This is a genomic window from Providencia sp. wls1943 (genome assembly GCF_009706275.1).
Lineage (GTDB): Bacteria > Pseudomonadota > Gammaproteobacteria > Enterobacterales > Enterobacteriaceae > Providencia > Providencia zhijiangensis.
Window position 1 is genome coordinate 1 of sequence record NZ_WLTU01000002.1, and the last position, 18796, is coordinate 18796.

An 18796-nucleotide genomic window follows, 5' to 3' on the forward strand; every position below is an offset into this window, starting at 1 on the left:
TGTCTAAAGAAAAATTTGAACGTTCAAAACCGCACGTTAACGTTGGTACAATCGGCCACGTTGACCATGGTAAAACTACCCTGACAGCAGCAATCACTACTGTTCTGGCTAAAACTTACGGCGGTAACGCTCGTGCATTCGACCAAATCGATAACGCACCAGAAGAAAAAGCGCGTGGTATCACCATTTCTACTTCTCACGTAGAATATGACACTCCAACTCGCCACTACGCACACGTAGACTGCCCAGGTCACGCCGACTATGTTAAAAACATGATCACTGGTGCTGCGCAGATGGACGGTGCAATTCTGGTTGTTGCTGCGACTGATGGCCCAATGCCACAAACTCGTGAGCACATCCTGTTAGGTCGCCAAGTAGGTGTTCCTTACATCATCGTTTTCCTGAACAAATGTGACATGGTTGACGACGAAGAACTGTTAGAATTAGTTGAAATGGAAGTTCGTGAACTTCTGTCTCAATACGATTTCCCAGGCGACGACACTCCAGTTGTTCGCGGTTCAGCACTGAAAGCGCTGGAAGGCAACCCAGAGTGGGAAGCGAAAATTGTTGAATTAGCGGGCTACCTGGATTCTTACATCCCAGAACCAGAGCGTGCAATTGACAAGCCATTCCTGCTGCCAATCGAAGACGTATTCTCAATCTCTGGTCGTGGTACAGTAGTAACAGGCCGTGTTGAGCGTGGTATCATCAAAGTTGGTGAAGAAGTTGAAATCGTTGGTATCCAAGCAACGGCTAAGACTACTTGTACTGGCGTTGAAATGTTCCGTAAACTGCTGGATGAAGGTCGTGCGGGTGAGAACGTTGGTGTTCTGCTGCGTGGTACTAAGCGTGAAGAAATTCAACGTGGTCAAGTACTGGCTAAACCAGGTTCAATCAAGCCACACACCCAATTCGAATCAGAAGTTTATATTCTGAGCAAAGATGAAGGTGGTCGTCATACTCCATTCTTCAAAGGCTACCGTCCACAGTTCTACTTCCGTACAACTGACGTAACCGGTACTATCGAACTGCCAGAAGGCGTAGAGATGGTAATGCCAGGCGATAACATCAACATGATCGTGACTCTGATTCACCCAATCGCGATGGATGATGGTTTACGTTTCGCAATCCGTGAAGGTGGTCGTACTGTAGGTGCGGGTGTTGTTGCAAAAATCATTGCATAATACCGCTCTTTCTGAATAAGAAAGAACCACTTTAGTAAAAAGGGCATCGACTGATGCCCTTTTTATACTCAAGTTTTTAAAATGTTAGCGTTTAAACCTAAGAACCTATCTCATCAATCGTTTTCATAATTATTGGTGAGATAGGCTCTGAAACAACGATTTACTGACTGTATTGAGAGCCTGATGCAGTTATATGAGATTTATTAAGGTTTTGCTCAGAAGTTATGGTATATTTTACCGCTGCCACGAAAAGAAATTTATTTTCGAAATAAGGTGGTCATTAAATTTACTGGGTATGCTGGCATATTCTATTGGTGTGCTCTGATTGCCATACTGCATAGGTAAGGCAAGCGAGCTTTATACATACTTCATGGTAACAGGTTGAATTATGAGTGCGAATAGCGAAGCTCAAGGAAGTGGACGCAGTGCAGACATCTTCAAATGGGTAGTTGTCTGTGCCTTATTAATTGTTGCTATCGTGGGCAACTATTACTTCCGTCAATATAATCTCGCACTGCGTGCTTTTGCAGTTGTGGCTGTAGTAGCTATTGCTGGTGCTGTTGCTTTGTGGACCACAAAAGGTAAAGCAACTCTGGCGTTTGCGCGCGAAGCTCGCATCGAGGTGAAGAAAGTCATTTGGCCTACTCGCCAGGAAGCATTACAAACGACTTTGATTGTTGCTGCTGTAACGGCTGTAATGTCACTAATCCTGTGGGGATTAGATGGTATCCTAGTGCGTTTAGTTTCATTTATTACAAGCCTGAGGTTATTCTAAATGTCAGATTTACCTAAAAAACGCTGGTATGTCATTCAGGCATTCTCTGGTTTTGAAGGTCGCGTAGCACAGTCTCTGCGTGAACATATCAAATTACATAATATGGAAGAGTTGTTTGGCGATGTTATGGTCCCAACTGAAGAAGTTGTTGAGATCCGTAGCGGCCAGCGCCGTAAGAGCGAGCGTAAATTCTTCCCTGGTTACGTATTAGTTCAAATGGTCATGAATGATGACTCTTGGCACTTAGTACGCAGTGTTCCGCGTGTAATGGGCTTTATCGGTGGGACTTCAGATCGTCCAGCACCAATTAGTGATAAAGAAGTTGATGCGATCATGAATCGCTTACAACAAGTTGGTGATAAGCCACGTCCTAAAACGCTATTTGAACCAGGTGAAATGGTTCGTGTTAGCGAAGGTCCATTCGCTGACTTCAACGGTGTTGTTGAAGAAATCGACTATGAGAAGAGCCGCTTAAAAGTCTCTGTTTCTATTTTTGGTCGTGCAACTCCAGTTGAGTTAGACTTCGGACAGGTAGAAAAAGCCTAACTAATCCGAATAGCAGACTTGCAAAAGGCGCGAAATTTTCATACAATTTCGCGCCTTTTGTTTTTTATGCTTGGCATCATACTGCGCAAACGGTGTGTTGCGGGGCGTTAATGTAACGGGGAGCCTTAATCCATTAAGGCGTTATTACCCAATTTGAGGAAATATTCATGGCTAAGAAAGTACAAGCCTACGTTAAGCTGCAAGTAGCAGCTGGTATGGCAAACCCAAGTCCACCGGTTGGTCCAGCACTGGGTCAGCAAGGTGTGAACATCATGGAATTCTGTAAAGCGTTCAACGCAAAAACAGACAGCCTGGAAAAAGGTTTACCAATTCCTGTTGTTATTACTGTTTATGCAGACCGTTCATTCACTTTCGTAACTAAAACTCCACCGGCAGCAGTTCTGCTGAAAAAAGCGGCTGGCGTTAAGTCTGGTTCTGGTAAGCCGAACAAAGACAAAGTTGGTAAAGTGACTTCTGCACAGGTTCGCGAAATCGCAGAAACTAAAGCTGCGGATATGACTGGTGCTGACGTTGACGCGATGATGCGTTCAATCGCTGGTACTGCTCGTTCCATGGGCCTGGTAGTGGAGGACTAATAGAATGGCTAAACTGACTAAGCGCATGCGCAATATCCGTGAGAAAGTTGATGTAACTAAACAGTATGACATCAATGAAGCCGTTGCCCTGCTGAAAGAATTAGCGACTGCTAAATTCGTTGAAAGCGTTGACGTAGCTATCAATCTTGGTATCGATGCTCGTAAATCTGACCAGAACGTTCGCGGTGCAACTGTACTGCCAAACGGTACTGGCCGTTCAGTTCGCGTTGCTGTGTTCGCACAAGGCGCAAACGCTGAAGCTGCTAAAGCTGCTGGCGCTGAACTGGTTGGTATGGAAGATCTGGCTGATAAAATCAAAGCTGGTGAAATGAACTTTGACGTTGTTATTGCTTCTCCAGATGCAATGCGCGTTGTTGGCCAATTAGGTCAAGTTCTGGGCCCACGTGGTCTGATGCCAAACCCGAAAGTTGGTACTGTAACTCCTAACGTTGCTGAAGCGGTTAATAACGCTAAAGCGGGTCAGGTTCGTTACCGTAACGACAAAAACGGAATCATCCATACCACTATCGGTAAAGCTGATTTCGACGCTGACAAACTGAAAGAAAACTTAGAAGCACTGCTGATCGCGCTGAAAAAAGCAAAACCAGCTTCTGCTAAAGGCGTTTTCATCAAGAAAATCAGCCTGTCCACTACCATGGGCGCAGGTGTTGCTATCGACCAATCTGGTCTGTCAGCAGCAGTTTAATTCCGTTAGCATCTGCTAATTGGCAATTAGGCTTTACCTTTGCGGCAAATTTGTATAAAATTTGACGCCTCGAGTTTGTTGGGTATAGAAATGTGCCCAACAAACCACAAATTTCGGTATGGAGTCTGGCCTTTCCAGACCCCGTCCAAGACCGCAGGTGTAGTTTATTAGTTACTAGTGGCTACTTAATTTACCTGCGTAGACGGTGACAGAGATACCTAGAATTTAATTCTGGATTTCTATTCTGCTCACCGTGTTTTAGCGCTCTTACATAATGTTGTGTTTGAGTGATGTGAGTCCCGGGTTTTCCCGGTTAATCCAGGAGCAAGAAGCTAATGGCACTAAATCTTCAAGACAAACAAGCGATTGTTGCTGAAGTCAGCGAAGTAGCCAAAGGCGCGCTTTCTGCAGTTGTTGCTGATTCACGCGGCGTAACTGTAGCAAAAATGACTGAACTGCGTAAAGCAGGTCGCGAAGCTGGCGTTTATATCCGTGTTGTTCGTAACACACTGATTCGCCGTGCTGTTGAAGGTACTTCTTATGATGTACTGAAAGACGCGTTTGTTGGTCCAACCTTAATTGCTTTCTCTAACGAACATCCGGGCGCTGGCGCTCGTCTGTTCAAAGAGTTCGCGAAAGCGAATCCAGCATTTGAGATTAAAGCTGCGGCCTTTGAAGGTGAGTTAATCCAAGCGAAAGATATCGATCGTCTGGCAACTCTCCCAACTTACGATGAAGCAATCGCACGCCTGATGGCAACCATGAAAGAAGCCGCTGCCGGCAAATTGGTTCGTACTCTGGCTGCTCTGCGCGATCAGAAAGAAGCTGCATAAGCCCTTTCCTTCGTTGCTTTTTAACGTATAAACTATTTCTGAATTTTAGGAACACTTGTTATGTCTATCACTAAAGACCAAATCCTTGATGCAGTTGCAGAAATGTCTGTAATGGACGTTGTTGAACTGATTACTATGATGGAAGAAAAATTCGGCGTTTCTGCTGCTGCAGCTGTTGCTGTTGCTGCGGGCCCAGCTGAAGCTGCTGAAGAAAAAACTGAATTCGACGTTGTTCTGGCATCTGTTGGTGCGAACAAAGTTGCAGTTATCAAAGCAGTTCGTGGTGCAACCGGTCTTGGCCTGAAAGAAGCTAAAGACATGGTAGAATCAGCTCCAGCAGTTATCAAAGAAGCTGCAAGCAAAGACGAAGCTGAAACTCTGAAAAAATCTCTTGAAGAAGCAGGCGCTTCTGTTGAACTTAAATAAGTTCAATTTCAAGAACGCAGCTTAAGTAATTAGGCTGATGGCTGGTGATTTTTTAATCACCAGCCTTTTTGCGCTGTAAGGCGTGATGGGTGTTAACAGCTTTTCACGCAGTTTTAATGTTAACAAACAACCCTCCAATACTTCTTTCTATTTGACGACTTAATATACTGTGTTCTGTGCTACGACCCGCTCGGGTAGCTCGGTAGCAACTGCAACGCAATGAAATGATTTAAGAGTAATAGAAATGGGTATTCAGGAAAGTATTCATTTTCCATTTCTTCAAAAACGCGTTCCTGTTCTGCCCTTAATCTAAAGGCGAACGATTTGGGTCACTGATCAACGAGCTGAGGAAACCTATGGTTTACTCCTATACCGAGAAAAAACGTATTCGTAAGGATTTTGGTAAACGTCCACAAGTTTTGGATATACCTTATCTCCTTTCCATCCAACTTGACTCGTTCCAGAAGTTTATCGAGCAAGATCCTGATGGCCAGAATGGTCTGGAAGCTGCTTTCCGTTCCGTATTCCCAATTCAGAGTTACAGCGGTAATGCTGAACTGCAATATGTCAGCTATCGTTTAGGCGAGCCTGTTTTTGACGTTAAAGAATGTCAAATTCGCGGCGTGACCTATTCTGCACCACTGCGTGTAAAACTGCGCCTGATCGTGTATGAGCGAGAAGCTCCAGAAGGCACCGTTAAAGACATCAAAGAACAAGAAGTCTACATGGGTGAAATTCCACTCATGACTGAAAACGGAACTTTTGTTATCAACGGTACTGAGCGTGTTATCGTTTCCCAGTTACACCGTAGTCCTGGTGTATTCTTCGATAGCGATAAAGGTAAAACTCACTCTTCAGGTAAAGTGCTGTATAACGCACGTATTATTCCTTACCGTGGTTCATGGCTTGATTTCGAATTCGATCCGAAAGATAACCTGTTTGTACGTATTGACCGTCGCCGTAAATTACCTGCGACCATTATTCTGCGTGCAATGGATTACAACACCGAAGAAATCTTAAATCTGTTCTTCGACAAAACTGTATTCCAAATCCGCGATAACAAACTGATGATGACGCTGGTTCCTGAGCGTCTGCGTGGTGAAACTGCTTCTTTCGATATCGAAGCAAACGGCAAAGTTTATGTTGAAAAAGGCCGTCGTATCACTGCTCGTCATATTCGTCAGTTAGAAAAAGAAGAAGTTAGCGACATCGAAGTTCCTGTTGAATACATCGCAGGTAAAGTTGTTGCAAGAGATTACATCGATGAGAGCACCGGTGAGCTGATTTGTGCAGCGAACATGGAACTGTCATTAGATATGTTGGCACGTCTGAGCCAGTCTGGTCACAAAACAATCGAAACATTGTTCACTAACGACTTAGACCACGGTGCTTATATCTCTGAAACCGTTCGCGTCGACCCAACTAACGATCGCTTAAGTGCATTGGTAGAAATCTACCGTATGATGCGCCCTGGTGAGCCGCCAACACGCGAAGCTGCAGAAAACCTGTTCGATAACCTGTTCTTCTCTGAAGACCGTTACGACTTGTCTGCTGTAGGTCGTATGAAGTTCAACCGTTCACTGAACCGCGATGAAATCGAAGGTTCTGGTATCCTGAGTGAAGAAGACATCATTGATGTTATGCGTAAACTCATCGATATCCGTAACGGTAAAGGCGAAGTCGATGATATCGACCACTTAGGTAACCGTCGTATTCGTTCCGTTGGCGAAATGGCTGAGAACCAATTCCGTGTAGGTCTGGTTCGTGTTGAGCGTGCAGTGAAAGAGCGTCTTTCTCTGGGCGACCTCGATGCATTAATGCCACAGGATATGATCAACGCTAAACCAATTTCAGCAGCAGTTAAAGAGTTCTTTGGTTCCAGCCAACTGTCTCAATTTATGGACCAGAACAACCCACTGTCTGAGATTACGCATAAACGTCGTATCTCTGCATTAGGCCCAGGTGGTCTGACTCGTGAACGTGCAGGCTTCGAAGTACGTGACGTACACCCAACTCACTATGGTCGTGTTTGTCCAATCGAAACCCCTGAAGGTCCGAACATCGGTCTGATCAACTCATTATCTGTTTATGCACAGACCAATGAGTACGGTTTCTTAGAAACTCCATACCGTTTAGTCCGTGATGGCATCGTAACTGATGAAATCCATTACCTGTCTGCAATCGAAGAAGGTAACTTCATCATTGCTCAGGCAAACACCGTATTAAGCGACGATGGCCGTTTCATCGAAGAATTAGTTACTTGCCGTAACAAAGGCGAGTCAAGCTTATTCAGCCGTGAACAAGTTGAATATATGGACGTTTCGACTCAACAGGTTGTTTCTGTTGGTGCGTCACTGATTCCATTCCTTGAACACGATGACGCCAACCGTGCATTGATGGGTGCGAACATGCAACGTCAAGCGGTTCCTACTTTACGTGCTGACAAACCATTAGTTGGTACAGGTATGGAACGTGCAGTAGCGGTTGACTCCGGTGTTACTGCTGTTGCAAGACGTGGTGGTTCAGTTCAATACGTTGATGCTTCTCGTATCGTTATCAAAGTTAACGAAGATGAGATGTATCCGGGCGAAGCTGGAATCGATATCTATAACCTGACTAAATACACTCGTTCTAACCAGAACACCTGTATTAACCAGATGCCTTGCGTATCTTTAGGTGAACCAGTTGAACGTGGTGATGTGTTAGCGGATGGTCCTTCAACAGACCTCGGCGAATTAGCACTGGGTCAAAACATGCGCGTGGCATTCATGCCATGGAATGGTTATAACTTCGAAGACTCCATCTTAGTTTCTGAGCGTGTTGTTCAAGAAGACCGTTTCACAACTATTCACATTCAGGAACTCTCTTGTGTGTCCCGTGACACCAAATTAGGGCCTGAAGAGATCACTGCGGATATTCCAAACGTTGGTGAAGCAGCACTGTCTAAACTTGATGAATCCGGTATCGTTTATATCGGTGCAGAAGTGAAAGGCGGAGATATTCTGGTTGGTAAAGTCACCCCTAAAGGTGAAACCCAATTAACACCAGAAGAAAAACTGCTGCGTGCTATCTTCGGTGAAAAAGCTTCAGACGTTAAAGACTCTTCTTTACGTATTCCTAACGGCGTATCTGGTACGGTTATCGACGTACAAGTATTTACCCGTGATGGTGTAGAGAAAGACAAACGTGCTCTGGAAATCGAAGAAACTCAGTTACGTGATGCGAAGAAAGACTTAACAGAAGAGCTGCGTATTTTTGAATCCGCACTGTTCTCTCGTATCCGTTCTGTACTGATCAGCGGTGGTATTGAAGCTGATAAACTGGACAAACTGCCTCGTGACCGTTGGTTAGAATTAGCATTAGCTGATGAAGAGAAACAGAACCAGTTAGAGCAATTAGCTGAACAGTACGATGAACTGAAATCTGAGTTCGCTAAGAAACTGGAAGCAAAACGTCGCAAGATCACTCAAGGTGATGACCTTGCACCGGGCGTACTGAAAATTGTTAAGGTTTATCTGGCTGTTAAACGTCAGATTCAACCGGGTGATAAAATGGCGGGTCGCCATGGTAACAAAGGTGTTATCTCAAAAATCAACCCAGTTGAAGACATGCCTTACGATGAAAACGGTAACCCAGTTGACATCGTTCTGAACCCGCTGGGCGTACCATCACGTATGAACATCGGTCAGATTCTGGAAACTCACTTAGGTATGGCTGCTAAAGGTATTGGTGAAAAAATCAATGCTATGCTTAAACAGCAGCAAGAAGTTGCCAAACTGCGTGAATTCATCCAGAAAGCTTACGATTTAGGTGATGCTCCGCGTCAGAAAGTTGACTTAAATACTTTCTCTGATGAAGAAGTTATGCGTTTGGCAGAGAACCTGAGAAAAGGTATGCCAATTGCAACACCAGTGTTTGATGGTGCAAAAGAGAAAGAAATTAAAGAACTGCTGAAACTGGGCGGTCTGCCAACTTCAGGTCAGATTACATTGTTCGACGGTCGTACTGGCGAGAAATTTGAGCGTCAAGTCACCGTAGGTTACATGTACATGCTGAAACTGAACCACTTGGTTGACGATAAGATGCACGCTCGTTCAACGGGTTCTTACAGCTTGGTTACTCAGCAACCGCTGGGTGGTAAAGCGCAGTTCGGTGGTCAGCGTTTCGGGGAGATGGAAGTGTGGGCACTGGAAGCATACGGTGCAGCCTATACCCTTCAAGAAATGCTTACAGTTAAATCGGATGACGTTAACGGCCGTACGAAGATGTATAAAAACATCGTCGATGGCAGCCATCAGATGGAACCTGGTATGCCGGAATCTTTCAACGTATTGCTGAAAGAAATCCGCTCACTGGGTATCAACATCGAGCTGGAAGACGAGTAATTCGTTCTGTGCCGGAAGGTTCGCCTTCCGGCCCATGTAAGCACTGGGATTTGGGGAGAGTCGCTTCGAGCACTCACCTGACAGGTCTAACTCCGACAGGAGCCATTTTGTGAAAGACTTAATTAAGTTTCTGAAAGCGCAAACCAAGACCGAAGAGTTTGATGCGATCAAGATTGCTCTGGCATCACCTGACATGATCCGTTCATGGTCATTTGGTGAAGTTAAAAAGCCAGAAACCATTAACTACCGTACGTTCAAACCTGAGCGTGACGGTCTTTTCTGTGCGCGTATTTTCGGGCCAGTAAAAGACTACGAATGCCTGTGCGGTAAGTACAAGCGTTTAAAACATCGCGGTGTGATTTGTGAGAAGTGTGGCGTTGAAGTTACACAAACTAAAGTGCGTCGTGAGCGTATGGGTCATATTGAACTCGCGTCTCCAACTGCGCATATTTGGTTCTTAAAATCACTGCCATCCCGTATCGGTTTGCTGCTCGATATGCCACTGCGTGATATCGAACGCGTTCTGTATTTTGAATCTTATGTTGTTGTTGAAGGCGGGATGACCAGCCTTGAGCGCGCACAGATTCTGACAGAAGAGCAATACTTAGATGCGCTAGAAGAGTTCGGTGACGAATTCGACGCGAAAATGGGTGCGGAAGCAATCCAAGGTCTGCTGAAAAACCTCGATCTTGAGAACGAGTGTGAAACGCTGCGTGAAGAGTTAAACGAAACTAACTCAGAAACCAAGCGTAAAAAGCTGACTAAGCGTATTAAACTGTTAGAAGCGTTTATTCAATCTGGTAACAAACCAGAGTGGATGATCCTGAACGTTCTGCCAGTTCTGCCACCTGATCTGCGTCCATTAGTACCACTGGATGGTGGTCGTTTCGCAACGTCGGATCTGAACGATCTGTATCGTCGCGTAATCAACCGTAACAACCGTCTGAAACGTCTTCTGGATCTGGCTGCGCCAGATATCATCGTACGTAACGAAAAACGTATGCTGCAAGAAGCGGTTGATGCACTGTTAGATAACGGTCGTCGTGGTCGCGCAATCACAGGTTCTAACAAACGTCCTCTGAAATCTTTGGCAGATATGATCAAAGGTAAACAAGGTCGTTTCCGTCAAAACTTACTTGGTAAGCGTGTTGACTACTCAGGTCGTTCTGTAATCACCGTAGGTCCATACCTGCGTCTGCATCAGTGCGGTCTGCCTAAGAAAATGGCACTTGAGTTATTCAAACCATTTATCTACGGCAAATTAGAATTACGTGGTTTGGCAACAACCATTAAAGCTGCGAAGAAAATGGTTGAGCGCGAAGAAGCGGTTGTTTGGGATATCTTGGATGAAGTTATCCGCGAACACCCAGTTATGCTGAACCGTGCACCAACACTTCACCGTCTGGGTATCCAAGCGTTCGAACCAATTCTGATCGAAGGTAAAGCTATCCAATTGCACCCACTCGTTTGTGCGGCATATAACGCCGACTTCGATGGTGACCAAATGGCGGTACACGTTCCTCTGACTCTGGAAGCTCAGTTAGAAGCACGTGCGTTGATGATGTCAACCAACAACATCCTGTCTCCGGCAAGTGGTGAGCCAATCATCGTTCCTTCTCAGGACGTTGTATTAGGTATCTACTACATGACGCGCGACTGCGTAAACGCGAAAGGCGAGGGCATGGTTTTAGCCGGTCCTAAAGAAGCTGAGCGTGTTTACCGTTCAGGTCATGCTTCACTGCATGCCCGCGTTAAAGTTCGTATCACTGAAGAAGTGAAAGACAGCGAAGGTAACATTACGATTAACACTGGTTTAGTTGATACCACTGTTGGCCGTGCAATTTTATGGATGATCGTACCGAAAGGTCTGCCTTACTCTCTGGTTAACCAGGCGTTAGGTAAGAAAGCTATCTCCAAGATGCTGAACACCTGTTACCGCGTACTGGGTCTGAAACCTACTGTTATTTTTGCTGACCAAATCATGTATACCGGTTTTGCCTACGCGGCACGTTCTGGTGCATCGGTTGGTATTGACGATATGGTTATTCCAGAGAAAAAAGCTGGGATCATCGCCGAAGCCGAAGCAGAAGTTGCAGAAATTCAGGAACAGTTCCAGTCTGGTCTGGTTACAGCAGGCGAACGTTACAACAAAGTTATCGATATCTGGGCCGCGGCAAACGAACGTGTTGCTAAAGCGATGATGGAAAACTTGTCTACTGAAGCAGTCATTAACCGTGACGGCCAAGAAGAACAACAAGTTTCCTTCAACAGTATCTTTATGATGGCCGACTCCGGTGCTCGTGGTTCTGCAGCGCAGATTCGTCAGCTGGCCGGTATGCGTGGTCTGATGGCTAAGCCAGATGGCTCCATCATCGAAACGCCAATCACGGCGAACTTCCGTGAAGGTCTGAACGTTCTCCAGTACTTTATTTCTACCCACGGTGCTCGTAAAGGTCTTGCGGATACCGCATTGAAAACTGCGAACTCCGGTTATCTGACTCGTCGTTTAGTTGACGTTGCTCAGGACTTGGTTGTCACTGAAGATGACTGTGGTACTCACGAAGGTATCCTGATGACTCCGGTTATCGAGGGTGGCGACGTTAAAGAACCACTGCGTGAACGTGTACTTGGACGTGTAACTGCAGAAGATATCCTGATTCCAGGTACTGCAGATATTCTGGTTCCACGTAATACACTGTTACACGAAAAACTGTGTGACCTGTTAGAAGCTAACTCTGTTGACAGCGTGAAAGTACGTTCCGTAGTAAGTTGTGAAACTGACTTCGGTGTGTGTGCTCACTGTTATGGTCGTGACCTTGCTCGTGGTCATATCATCAACAAAGGTGAAGCTATCGGTGTTATCGCGGCACAGTCAATCGGTGAGCCGGGTACACAGCTGACGATGCGTACGTTCCACATCGGTGGTGCGGCATCTCGTGCGGCAGCAGAATCTAGCATCCAAGTTCGTAACACAGGTACGTTGAAACTGTTCAACGCAAAATATGTTACTAACTCAGAAGGCAAGCTGGTAATTACTTCTCGTAATACAGAACTGCGTCTGATCGATGAATTCGGTCGTACTAAAGAGAGCTATAAAGTTCCTTACGGTGCACACTTAACTAAAGGTGATGGTGCAGCAGTGATCGGCGGTGAAACCGTTGCAAACTGGGATCCACACACCATGCCAGTTGTCAGTGAAGTATCGGGTATCATCAGCTTCTCCGACATGCTTGAAGGTCTGTCAATGACTCGTCAAACTGATGAGTTAACCGGTCTATCTTCAATCGTTGTTATGGATACCGCTGAGCGTACCAGTGCTGGTAAAGACTTACGTCCTGCACTGCGTGTAATCGATGCGAACGGTAAAGATGTTCTGATCCCTAACACGGACATGCCAGCTCAGTATTTCTTACCGGGTAACGCAATTGTTCAGTTAGATGATGGCATCGCTATCAACGTCGGTGATACTTTAGCGCGTATTCCACAAGAATCCGTAGGTACTAAAGATATCACGGGTGGTCTGCCACGCGTTGCTGACCTGTTCGAAGCTCGTCGTCCGAAAGAGCCTGCGATCCTAGCTGAAATCAGCGGCATTATCTCGTTTGGTAAAGAAACCAAAGGGAAACGCCGTCTGGTTATCACTCCATTAGATGGAAGTGAGCCATACGAAGAGATGATCCCTAAATGGCGTCAACTCAACGTATTCGAAGGTGAAATCGTTGAACGCGGTGACGTCGTTTCTGATGGTCCAGAGTCTCCGCATGACATCCTGCGTCTGCGTGGTGTTCATGCTGTGACTCGTTACATCACGAACGAAGTTCAGGAAGTTTACCGCTTACAAGGCGTTAAGATTAACGATAAACACATCGAAGTTATCGTTCGTCAGATGCTGCGTAAAGTTACCATCGCGGATGCAGGAAGCTCTGAATTCCTCGAAGGTGAGCAAGTTGAATACTCACGAGTTAAAGTTTCTAACCGTAAACTGGAAACTGAAGGCAAGATTCCAGCTAACTTTGAGCGTGATCTGTTGGGTATTACTAAGGCATCTCTGGCAACAGAATCCTTTATCTCAGCGGCATCGTTCCAAGAAACAACTCGCGTACTGACAGAAGCAGCGGTAGCAGGTAAGCGTGATGAATTACGCGGCCTGAAAGAGAACGTTATTGTTGGACGTCTGATCCCAGCTGGTACTGGTTTCGCGTACCACCAAGATCGTATCCGTCGTCGCCATCTGAGCGAAGCTGTGGAAGCTCCACAAGTTAGCGCAGATGAAGCAACAGCGAACTTAGCTGAACTGTTAAATGCAGGCTTCACCAGCGACAATCAGAACTAATTTCTGATTTACAAATCGCTTAATAGAAACCGGTGTCGAAAGATACCGGTTTTTTTTTGCCTGCCAATTGCCAGCTATTCATTATTAAGGTAACTCAGTGGCACAGGAATGCGACGACTTTCTTGACTCGTCAACCAGTGAGCCATATCAAATAACCACCACTGTTCAACAATAAGCTCATAAAAACGTAAATGACCATTTTCTTGCAGTTGCTCAAGGGCAATAGAAGGCAACGCATTTTGAGTCTCATCGAAAAGCGAATTTTGATGAAATTCACGATAAGCATCCGCAGACTCATCAACTGATAATTCACGTGCAACCCCCGTAAACTGAGCCTCATCAAAACCAGCCGAACCAAACTCAGGTAAATGATAATTAAACAGTGTTCCGCTCACTTGAGGGTGATAACGAATATTTTGAGAATGTTGGCTTTGATGAGCGGAATACCAAAGAAACCGCACTGGATTGAACAGAATTTTTGGTTCGGCGGTGGTTACCCACGGCACATTTTCAGGACTGAGTGTCGCAAAAGTGACGAAACGGGTGGTGTGCAAGAGAACTAAACTGCGCTGCTTTAAACTCATGGGGTCTCCATTGTATGTATATAAGAAGAAAGCCCGCTATTGGGACTTTCGAGATTGGTCATCATGTATTGAATTAGATGGTTATTAAGGTGAGTCTTGGGGAGAGCGATAATTAAAAATAGTAAGGCTTGGTATTATTAATATTTTCATTTCATATAGGGTTATAGTTAGGATTAATAATTTAGTTAGGAAATAGTTGAAGCTATTTCTCTATAAGCTTGTGTTTTTAATTGACTATTTTCACGGTGAATGAATTTGGCAATTAAAATTTTGAAGTAATATAGGTGAACAATAACGTGATGAACATTATCTCATTTATTAGGAACTACTAATAATTGAAAGGTAGAGATTGATTCATGAATATGTGTTTTATAATTCAATTAATTAGCCTTTGTTTTTCTGAAAATACAATGTCGAGTAAAAATATTTAACTAATCTTATTTGTTAATAAATTGATTTTTAACTGAAGCAATTAATATTTATCAGTGCATTGATATTAATTATTATGTCAATGTAAATGCAAATAAATTAATAATACCGCCCTCGATTTAATCAATTAGGGGGTGGTTAAATACGTCATAAAAATATTATCTAAATATATTATTCAAATATTAAAATCCAATAAATCAAATGCTATGAATTTAACAGGAATATAAACATGGGTAAAAATACAGAAAGTAATGACATTGAAAATAATAATAAAATGACGTCTAGCAGCATGATGCAAAATATGGCTTCGTTTGGAGCGCCAAGTATTATGGTTAATCAAACCTCACAGCTTGTTACAGGGACGGGGGATATTGCCTTAGATTTGGTCGTGGTGATTGATACTAGCGGCTCCATGTCTGATGAATCTACGGATTTAAGCCAACAAATTGATGCTGCTATTGAAAAAGCGGCAGCAAATTGCCCATCACATTTACGCGCCACATTCTTAGGGATACAAGGTGTTTGGTCTGGTACTAAGTTTGATCAATCAGTGAGTGATTATTTAATCTTAAAAGGGGTTAACGAAAGCAGCCTACAAGCGCGCCCACCTTTTAAAGAGGCTGATGGTATTGACCATGCAGGTAATAAAGAAGATCTTTGTCGTGCCGTTATTGATGTGAGTAAATACTTTGATTGGCGTGATGGCGCTCGTCGAGCCATTTTTGTCTTAGGTGACGAAGGTATGGAGGGTGGAGGTGGCCGACTTACCAGTGCGGCAATAGCCAAAAACAATGAAGCGATTGACGTTGCTCAACATGCTCATGTCAAAGTGTATACCTATCAAGGGACACCGGATGATGCGCCAACCAATCTTGACCGTTTCCCAAGTCTAGCGGATAGAGACAGAGTCACAAAAGAATATGCCCGTCTAGCTGAGCAAACAGGGGGCCGTTCTTATATCTACACCACTGGCATAGCCAACTTTGCTTTAGTCTTGCAAGAAATTCTTTGTGACAGTTTGGTCCCTCCGACTATCCCAAATCCAGAGCGTTCAGACTGTGCAAATGTCTGTGACCAACTGCCGACTATCTTAGAAACGGTGAATACGCTAGCTGAAATTATTAATAAGGCGATAGATGCTTGCTGTGGTAACGAAAGCCATCACAGCCACCACTCGCATCATCATTCAGCTTGCCAGTGTCAAAAATAATAACAAAAAGGCCTGCAATTGCAGGCCTAATTAAAGATAACAGTCGATTTAGTAGAAGATGCCAATAATTGCGCAGTGAGCCACAAAGCCCACCATCAACGGTATGGCAGTTCGTTTCACCACATCGAATGGCTGAAGTTTGGCACCACTGGATACGGCGATTATCACTCCCGAAACCGGAGACATACCGCGCCCCATATGAGAAGCCTGCTGCATTGGCAGGATCATCGCAATCGGGTTAACCCCCATGCTGTGTGCAATTTGTGGGATCAATTCCACGAATGCTAAGAATGGTGCATTACCAGAACCCATAATGATTGCGGCAGCTAAGGTGACTAATGCGAACACAATCGCCATCGCAAACGGCGGTAAGCCAACGGATTCAGCACCAAGGATTAACTGGTCGATTGCGCCACTCACTTTTATCCCGTGAGCAAACACGCCCGCAGCGACTAACAGCCCGACTACGTTACTAAACGCATGTCCCATCCCATTCAAAAAGGTTTGAAAGCCATTACACACTTGCTTGAAGTTACGTACTCGGATGGTTTCCAGTACCATACAAATCGCCATAGCAATCAGTACGATGGTCACAACATCGAGATGAATTCCCTCAAAGAACAGATTGGAAGAGCCGACCGCCATAATGATTGGCAGCATCGGTAAAATGGCATAGTAGCCCGGTACCGATTTGGTTGTTGCTTCTTTGTCGTGAGACTGGACTGCTTTACCGATTTCAGGGACGAAACCCTGTTTACGGTCACAATGACGTTGCCAGAAAATATGGGTAATACCGACCACTAGTACCGTGGCTAATGCCGCAGGCCCTTGGTAGTAAAGGACATATTCAACGACAGACATATCAACGGCTTTCGCACCACGGATAGCATCAATCGCGGTTGGTGTATAAGCAACCCCAAGGGATGTTGCGATAACTCCAGCGGCAGAGGCAGGAGAGAGTCCCAAACCAATCATAATTGGGAACATCGTACCCATTAACAGCACAGCTAAGCCTGTCGCCGATGGAATAGCTAACTGTAAGATACTCGCTAACAAGAATGAGAAAAATAGCAGCACATAAGGCGAACGCATATTTTTCAGAGGCTTAGTTGCAACACGTACCACGGCTTCGTTGGCACCGATATGATCCATATAGTGAGCAAAACCCATTAATGCCATGATCATCAGACCAAGATCAGCAGCACGGCTACTAAACAGGTCGCGCATCACTTCAAACGGATCAAGCCAAGTAATGCCCGTGGTTGCGACGCTTTTCGGTAGGATCGGACCCCAGCCTAAGGCTAGGGTGAAAATCATCAATGCCAAACCCGCAATTAATAACACGGGTTCAGCTTTGTATCCCTTCAAAATAAAGCGAGCAACCAAAACAACGATAATCAGAACCGTTAGAATTGGGATCATGCTTTATCTCCTGGCTTGAAACGTTCAGCCGTAATTTGTACCACTTGTTTTAAAACATCACTGGCGGCATACAGGGATTTCACTGGTAGATATTCATAAATCGAGTGGAAGTTATGAGCACCGGTGAAAATATTCGGGCAAGGAAGTCCATTTTGTGAAAGCGCGGCTCCATCATAGCCTCCACGCATTGGGATCACTTTTGGCGTAATACCACAAGCTTCATAAGCGGCGTGGGCAATATCGATTGGGTAACGGTTTTCACCTTGCAGGCTGTTGAACACGTTTGAGTAACGGTCAGCTAAAGTGCAAGTGACACTTTCTGGTCCCCATAAGTCTTCACAGTGACCCGCTAATTTTTTCAGGAATGCCATACGAGCGCGGTAGCCCTCTTCGGTAAAGTCACGCACATCCATTTTCAGCACTGTGCGCGCGCTGTTACCGGACATCTGCTTAACCCAGTAATAACCTTCACGGTTTTCGGTATATTCAGGCGCTTCGCCGCCTGGCAGCATCGCGATAAATTTCTGTGCCATTAGCAGGGAGTTCACCAGTTTGCCTTTCGCGGACATTGGGTGAGCTGATTTACCTGTAAAGACGATTTCAACATCCCCCGCGTTCCAGTTTTCGTACACTAACTCGCCAATACCACAGCAATCTAGGGTGTAAGCAAAATCGGCGCCAAATTCTTTTACATCAAACACTTTCGCACCGCGTAGACCTTGTTCTTCATCCGGAACGAAGCCCACTTTGATGTCCCCGTGTTTGATATCTGGGTTTTGTTTAAAGTATTGCAGCATATCCATAATTGAAGCGATAGCCGCTTTATCATCAGCGCCTAACAGGCTGGTACCGTCGGTGACGATGATGTCATCACCAAGGTAATTTTCTAATTCAGGAAACTCGCTTTTACGCAGGTAAATATTGAGTTCTTTGTTCATACAAATATCTTCGCCGTTATAAGGCAAAATTTGTGCTTTGGTATCGTTAGTCTGCTCTGCACTGGTATCTAAGTGACCGAAAAATGCCACTGTAGGCACTTTGTAATCAAGGTTGGAAGGCAGTGTTGCGGTAACGATAGCCGTATCACGCAGTTTGATATCCTGTAAGCCTAAGCCTTCTAACTCTTGAACTAACTGTTTGGCAAGAACGCGCTGGCCTTCAGAGGATGGCATGATGCCTGCGGCGCCTTTTTCCCTATTCGTGGTGGTGTTAATTTTTGTATAAGAAATAAAACGGTCAACAATATTCATTATTCTCATTCTCCAGCATCATCGTGATGCATTATTTTTATACTTTCATTATTGCAATGAAGACAAATATCACTTCATTGCAATATTCTTTTATCATGAATAACGACAAAATAAATA

General features: G+C 44.8%; 13 protein-coding genes. 10 read left to right on the forward strand and 3 right to left on the reverse strand.

Going from position 1 to position 18796, the window contains the following annotated elements; translation table 11 throughout:
- The 9 genes from tuf to rpoC form a co-directional block, all read left to right on the forward strand.
- The coding region (gene tuf / locus GKR48_RS00230) for an elongation factor Tu (RefSeq protein WP_036950356.1) at nucleotides 1-1184 on the forward strand (1184 nt) is incomplete at its 5' end.
- A 388-nt stretch (nucleotides 1185-1572) separates the two neighbouring features.
- A complete protein-coding gene (gene secE, locus GKR48_RS00235) occupies nucleotides 1573-1959 on the forward strand; it encodes a preprotein translocase subunit SecE (RefSeq protein WP_154626047.1) in 387 nt (128 codons plus the stop codon).
- Nucleotides 1960-2505 carry a transcription termination/antitermination protein NusG gene (gene nusG, locus GKR48_RS00240; RefSeq protein WP_006657043.1) on the forward strand — a complete coding sequence of 182 codons (546 nt, stop codon included), beginning with the start codon at nucleotides 1960-1962 and terminating at the stop codon, nucleotides 2503-2505.
- A 167-nt stretch (nucleotides 2506-2672) separates the two neighbouring features.
- On the forward strand, nucleotides 2673-3101 hold the full coding sequence (gene rplK, locus GKR48_RS00245) for a 50S ribosomal protein L11 (protein ID WP_006657044.1): 429 nt from the start codon (nucleotides 2673-2675) through the stop codon (nucleotides 3099-3101).
- Between the two features lie 4 nt (nucleotides 3102-3105).
- Nucleotides 3106-3807, forward strand: a complete 702-nt coding sequence (rplA, locus tag GKR48_RS00250; RefSeq protein WP_132497207.1) for a 50S ribosomal protein L1 — start codon at nucleotides 3106-3108, stop codon at nucleotides 3805-3807.
- Nucleotides 3808-4142: 335 nt separating this feature from the next.
- A complete protein-coding gene (rplJ, locus tag GKR48_RS00255; protein WP_154626049.1) occupies nucleotides 4143-4640 on the forward strand; it encodes a 50S ribosomal protein L10 in 498 nt (165 codons plus the stop codon).
- 60 nt (nucleotides 4641-4700) lie between these two features.
- A complete protein-coding gene (gene rplL / locus GKR48_RS00260) occupies nucleotides 4701-5066 on the forward strand; it encodes a 50S ribosomal protein L7/L12 (protein WP_006657047.1) in 366 nt (121 codons plus the stop codon).
- Between the two features lie 356 nt (nucleotides 5067-5422).
- Complete coding sequence (gene rpoB / locus GKR48_RS00265) at nucleotides 5423-9451, forward strand: DNA-directed RNA polymerase subunit beta (RefSeq protein WP_154626051.1); 4029 nt, start codon at nucleotides 5423-5425, stop codon at nucleotides 9449-9451.
- 109 nt (nucleotides 9452-9560) lie between these two features.
- A complete protein-coding gene (rpoC, locus tag GKR48_RS00270) occupies nucleotides 9561-13784 on the forward strand; it encodes a DNA-directed RNA polymerase subunit beta' (protein WP_181477894.1) in 4224 nt (1407 codons plus the stop codon).
- A 74-nt stretch (nucleotides 13785-13858) separates the two neighbouring features.
- Here the strand turns inward: rpoC and GKR48_RS00275 are convergent, their stop codons facing one another.
- Complete coding sequence (locus GKR48_RS00275) at nucleotides 13859-14368, reverse strand: pyridoxamine 5'-phosphate oxidase family protein (RefSeq protein WP_154626053.1); 510 nt, start codon at nucleotides 14366-14368, stop codon at nucleotides 13859-13861.
- Between the two features lie 658 nt (nucleotides 14369-15026).
- Between GKR48_RS00275 and GKR48_RS00280 the strand changes: the two genes are divergently transcribed.
- Nucleotides 15027-16007, forward strand: a complete 981-nt coding sequence (locus tag GKR48_RS00280) for a VWA domain-containing protein (protein ID WP_442959353.1) — start codon at nucleotides 15027-15029, stop codon at nucleotides 16005-16007.
- A gap of 48 nt (nucleotides 16008-16055) precedes the next feature.
- Here the strand turns inward: GKR48_RS00280 and dcuC are convergent, their stop codons facing one another.
- Nucleotides 16056-17429, reverse strand: coding sequence for a C4-dicarboxylate transporter DcuC (gene dcuC / locus GKR48_RS00285; protein WP_154626055.1), 1374 nt, complete (start codon nucleotides 17427-17429; stop codon nucleotides 16056-16058).
- Nucleotides 17426-18679 (reverse strand): peptidase T, encoded by a 1254-nt coding sequence (pepT, locus tag GKR48_RS00290; protein ID WP_154626057.1) that lies wholly within the window; start codon nucleotides 18677-18679, stop codon nucleotides 17426-17428. The genes dcuC and pepT overlap by 4 nt, the downstream gene beginning before the upstream one ends.
- Between the last annotated feature and the right edge of the window lie 117 nt (nucleotides 18680-18796).

Bases quoted from the DNA above. Each gene is read 5' to 3' on its own strand.
- rpoB (WP_154626051.1), top strand. From the start codon at position 5,423: ATGGTTTACTCCTATACCGAGAAAAAACGTATTCGTAAGGATTTTGGT.
- rplK (WP_006657044.1), top strand. From the start codon at position 2,673: ATGGCTAAGAAAGTACAAGCCTACGTTAAGCTGCAAGTAGCAGCTGGT.
- rplA (WP_132497207.1), top strand. From the start codon at position 3,106: ATGGCTAAACTGACTAAGCGCATGCGCAATATCCGTGAGAAAGTTGAT.
- GKR48_RS00275 (WP_154626053.1), bottom strand. From the start codon at position 14,368: ATGAGTTTAAAGCAGCGCAGTTTAGTTCTCTTGCACACCACCCGTTTC.
- secE (WP_154626047.1), top strand. From the start codon at position 1,573: ATGAGTGCGAATAGCGAAGCTCAAGGAAGTGGACGCAGTGCAGACATC.
- rplJ (WP_154626049.1), top strand. From the start codon at position 4,143: ATGGCACTAAATCTTCAAGACAAACAAGCGATTGTTGCTGAAGTCAGC.
- dcuC (WP_154626055.1), bottom strand. From the start codon at position 17,429: ATGATCCCAATTCTAACGGTTCTGATTATCGTTGTTTTGGTTGCTCGC.
- rplL (WP_006657047.1), top strand. From the start codon at position 4,701: ATGTCTATCACTAAAGACCAAATCCTTGATGCAGTTGCAGAAATGTCT.
- nusG (WP_006657043.1), top strand. From the start codon at position 1,960: ATGTCAGATTTACCTAAAAAACGCTGGTATGTCATTCAGGCATTCTCT.
- GKR48_RS00280 (WP_442959353.1), top strand. From the start codon at position 15,027: ATGGGTAAAAATACAGAAAGTAATGACATTGAAAATAATAATAAAATG.
- pepT (WP_154626057.1), bottom strand. From the start codon at position 18,679: ATGAATATTGTTGACCGTTTTATTTCTTATACAAAAATTAACACCACC.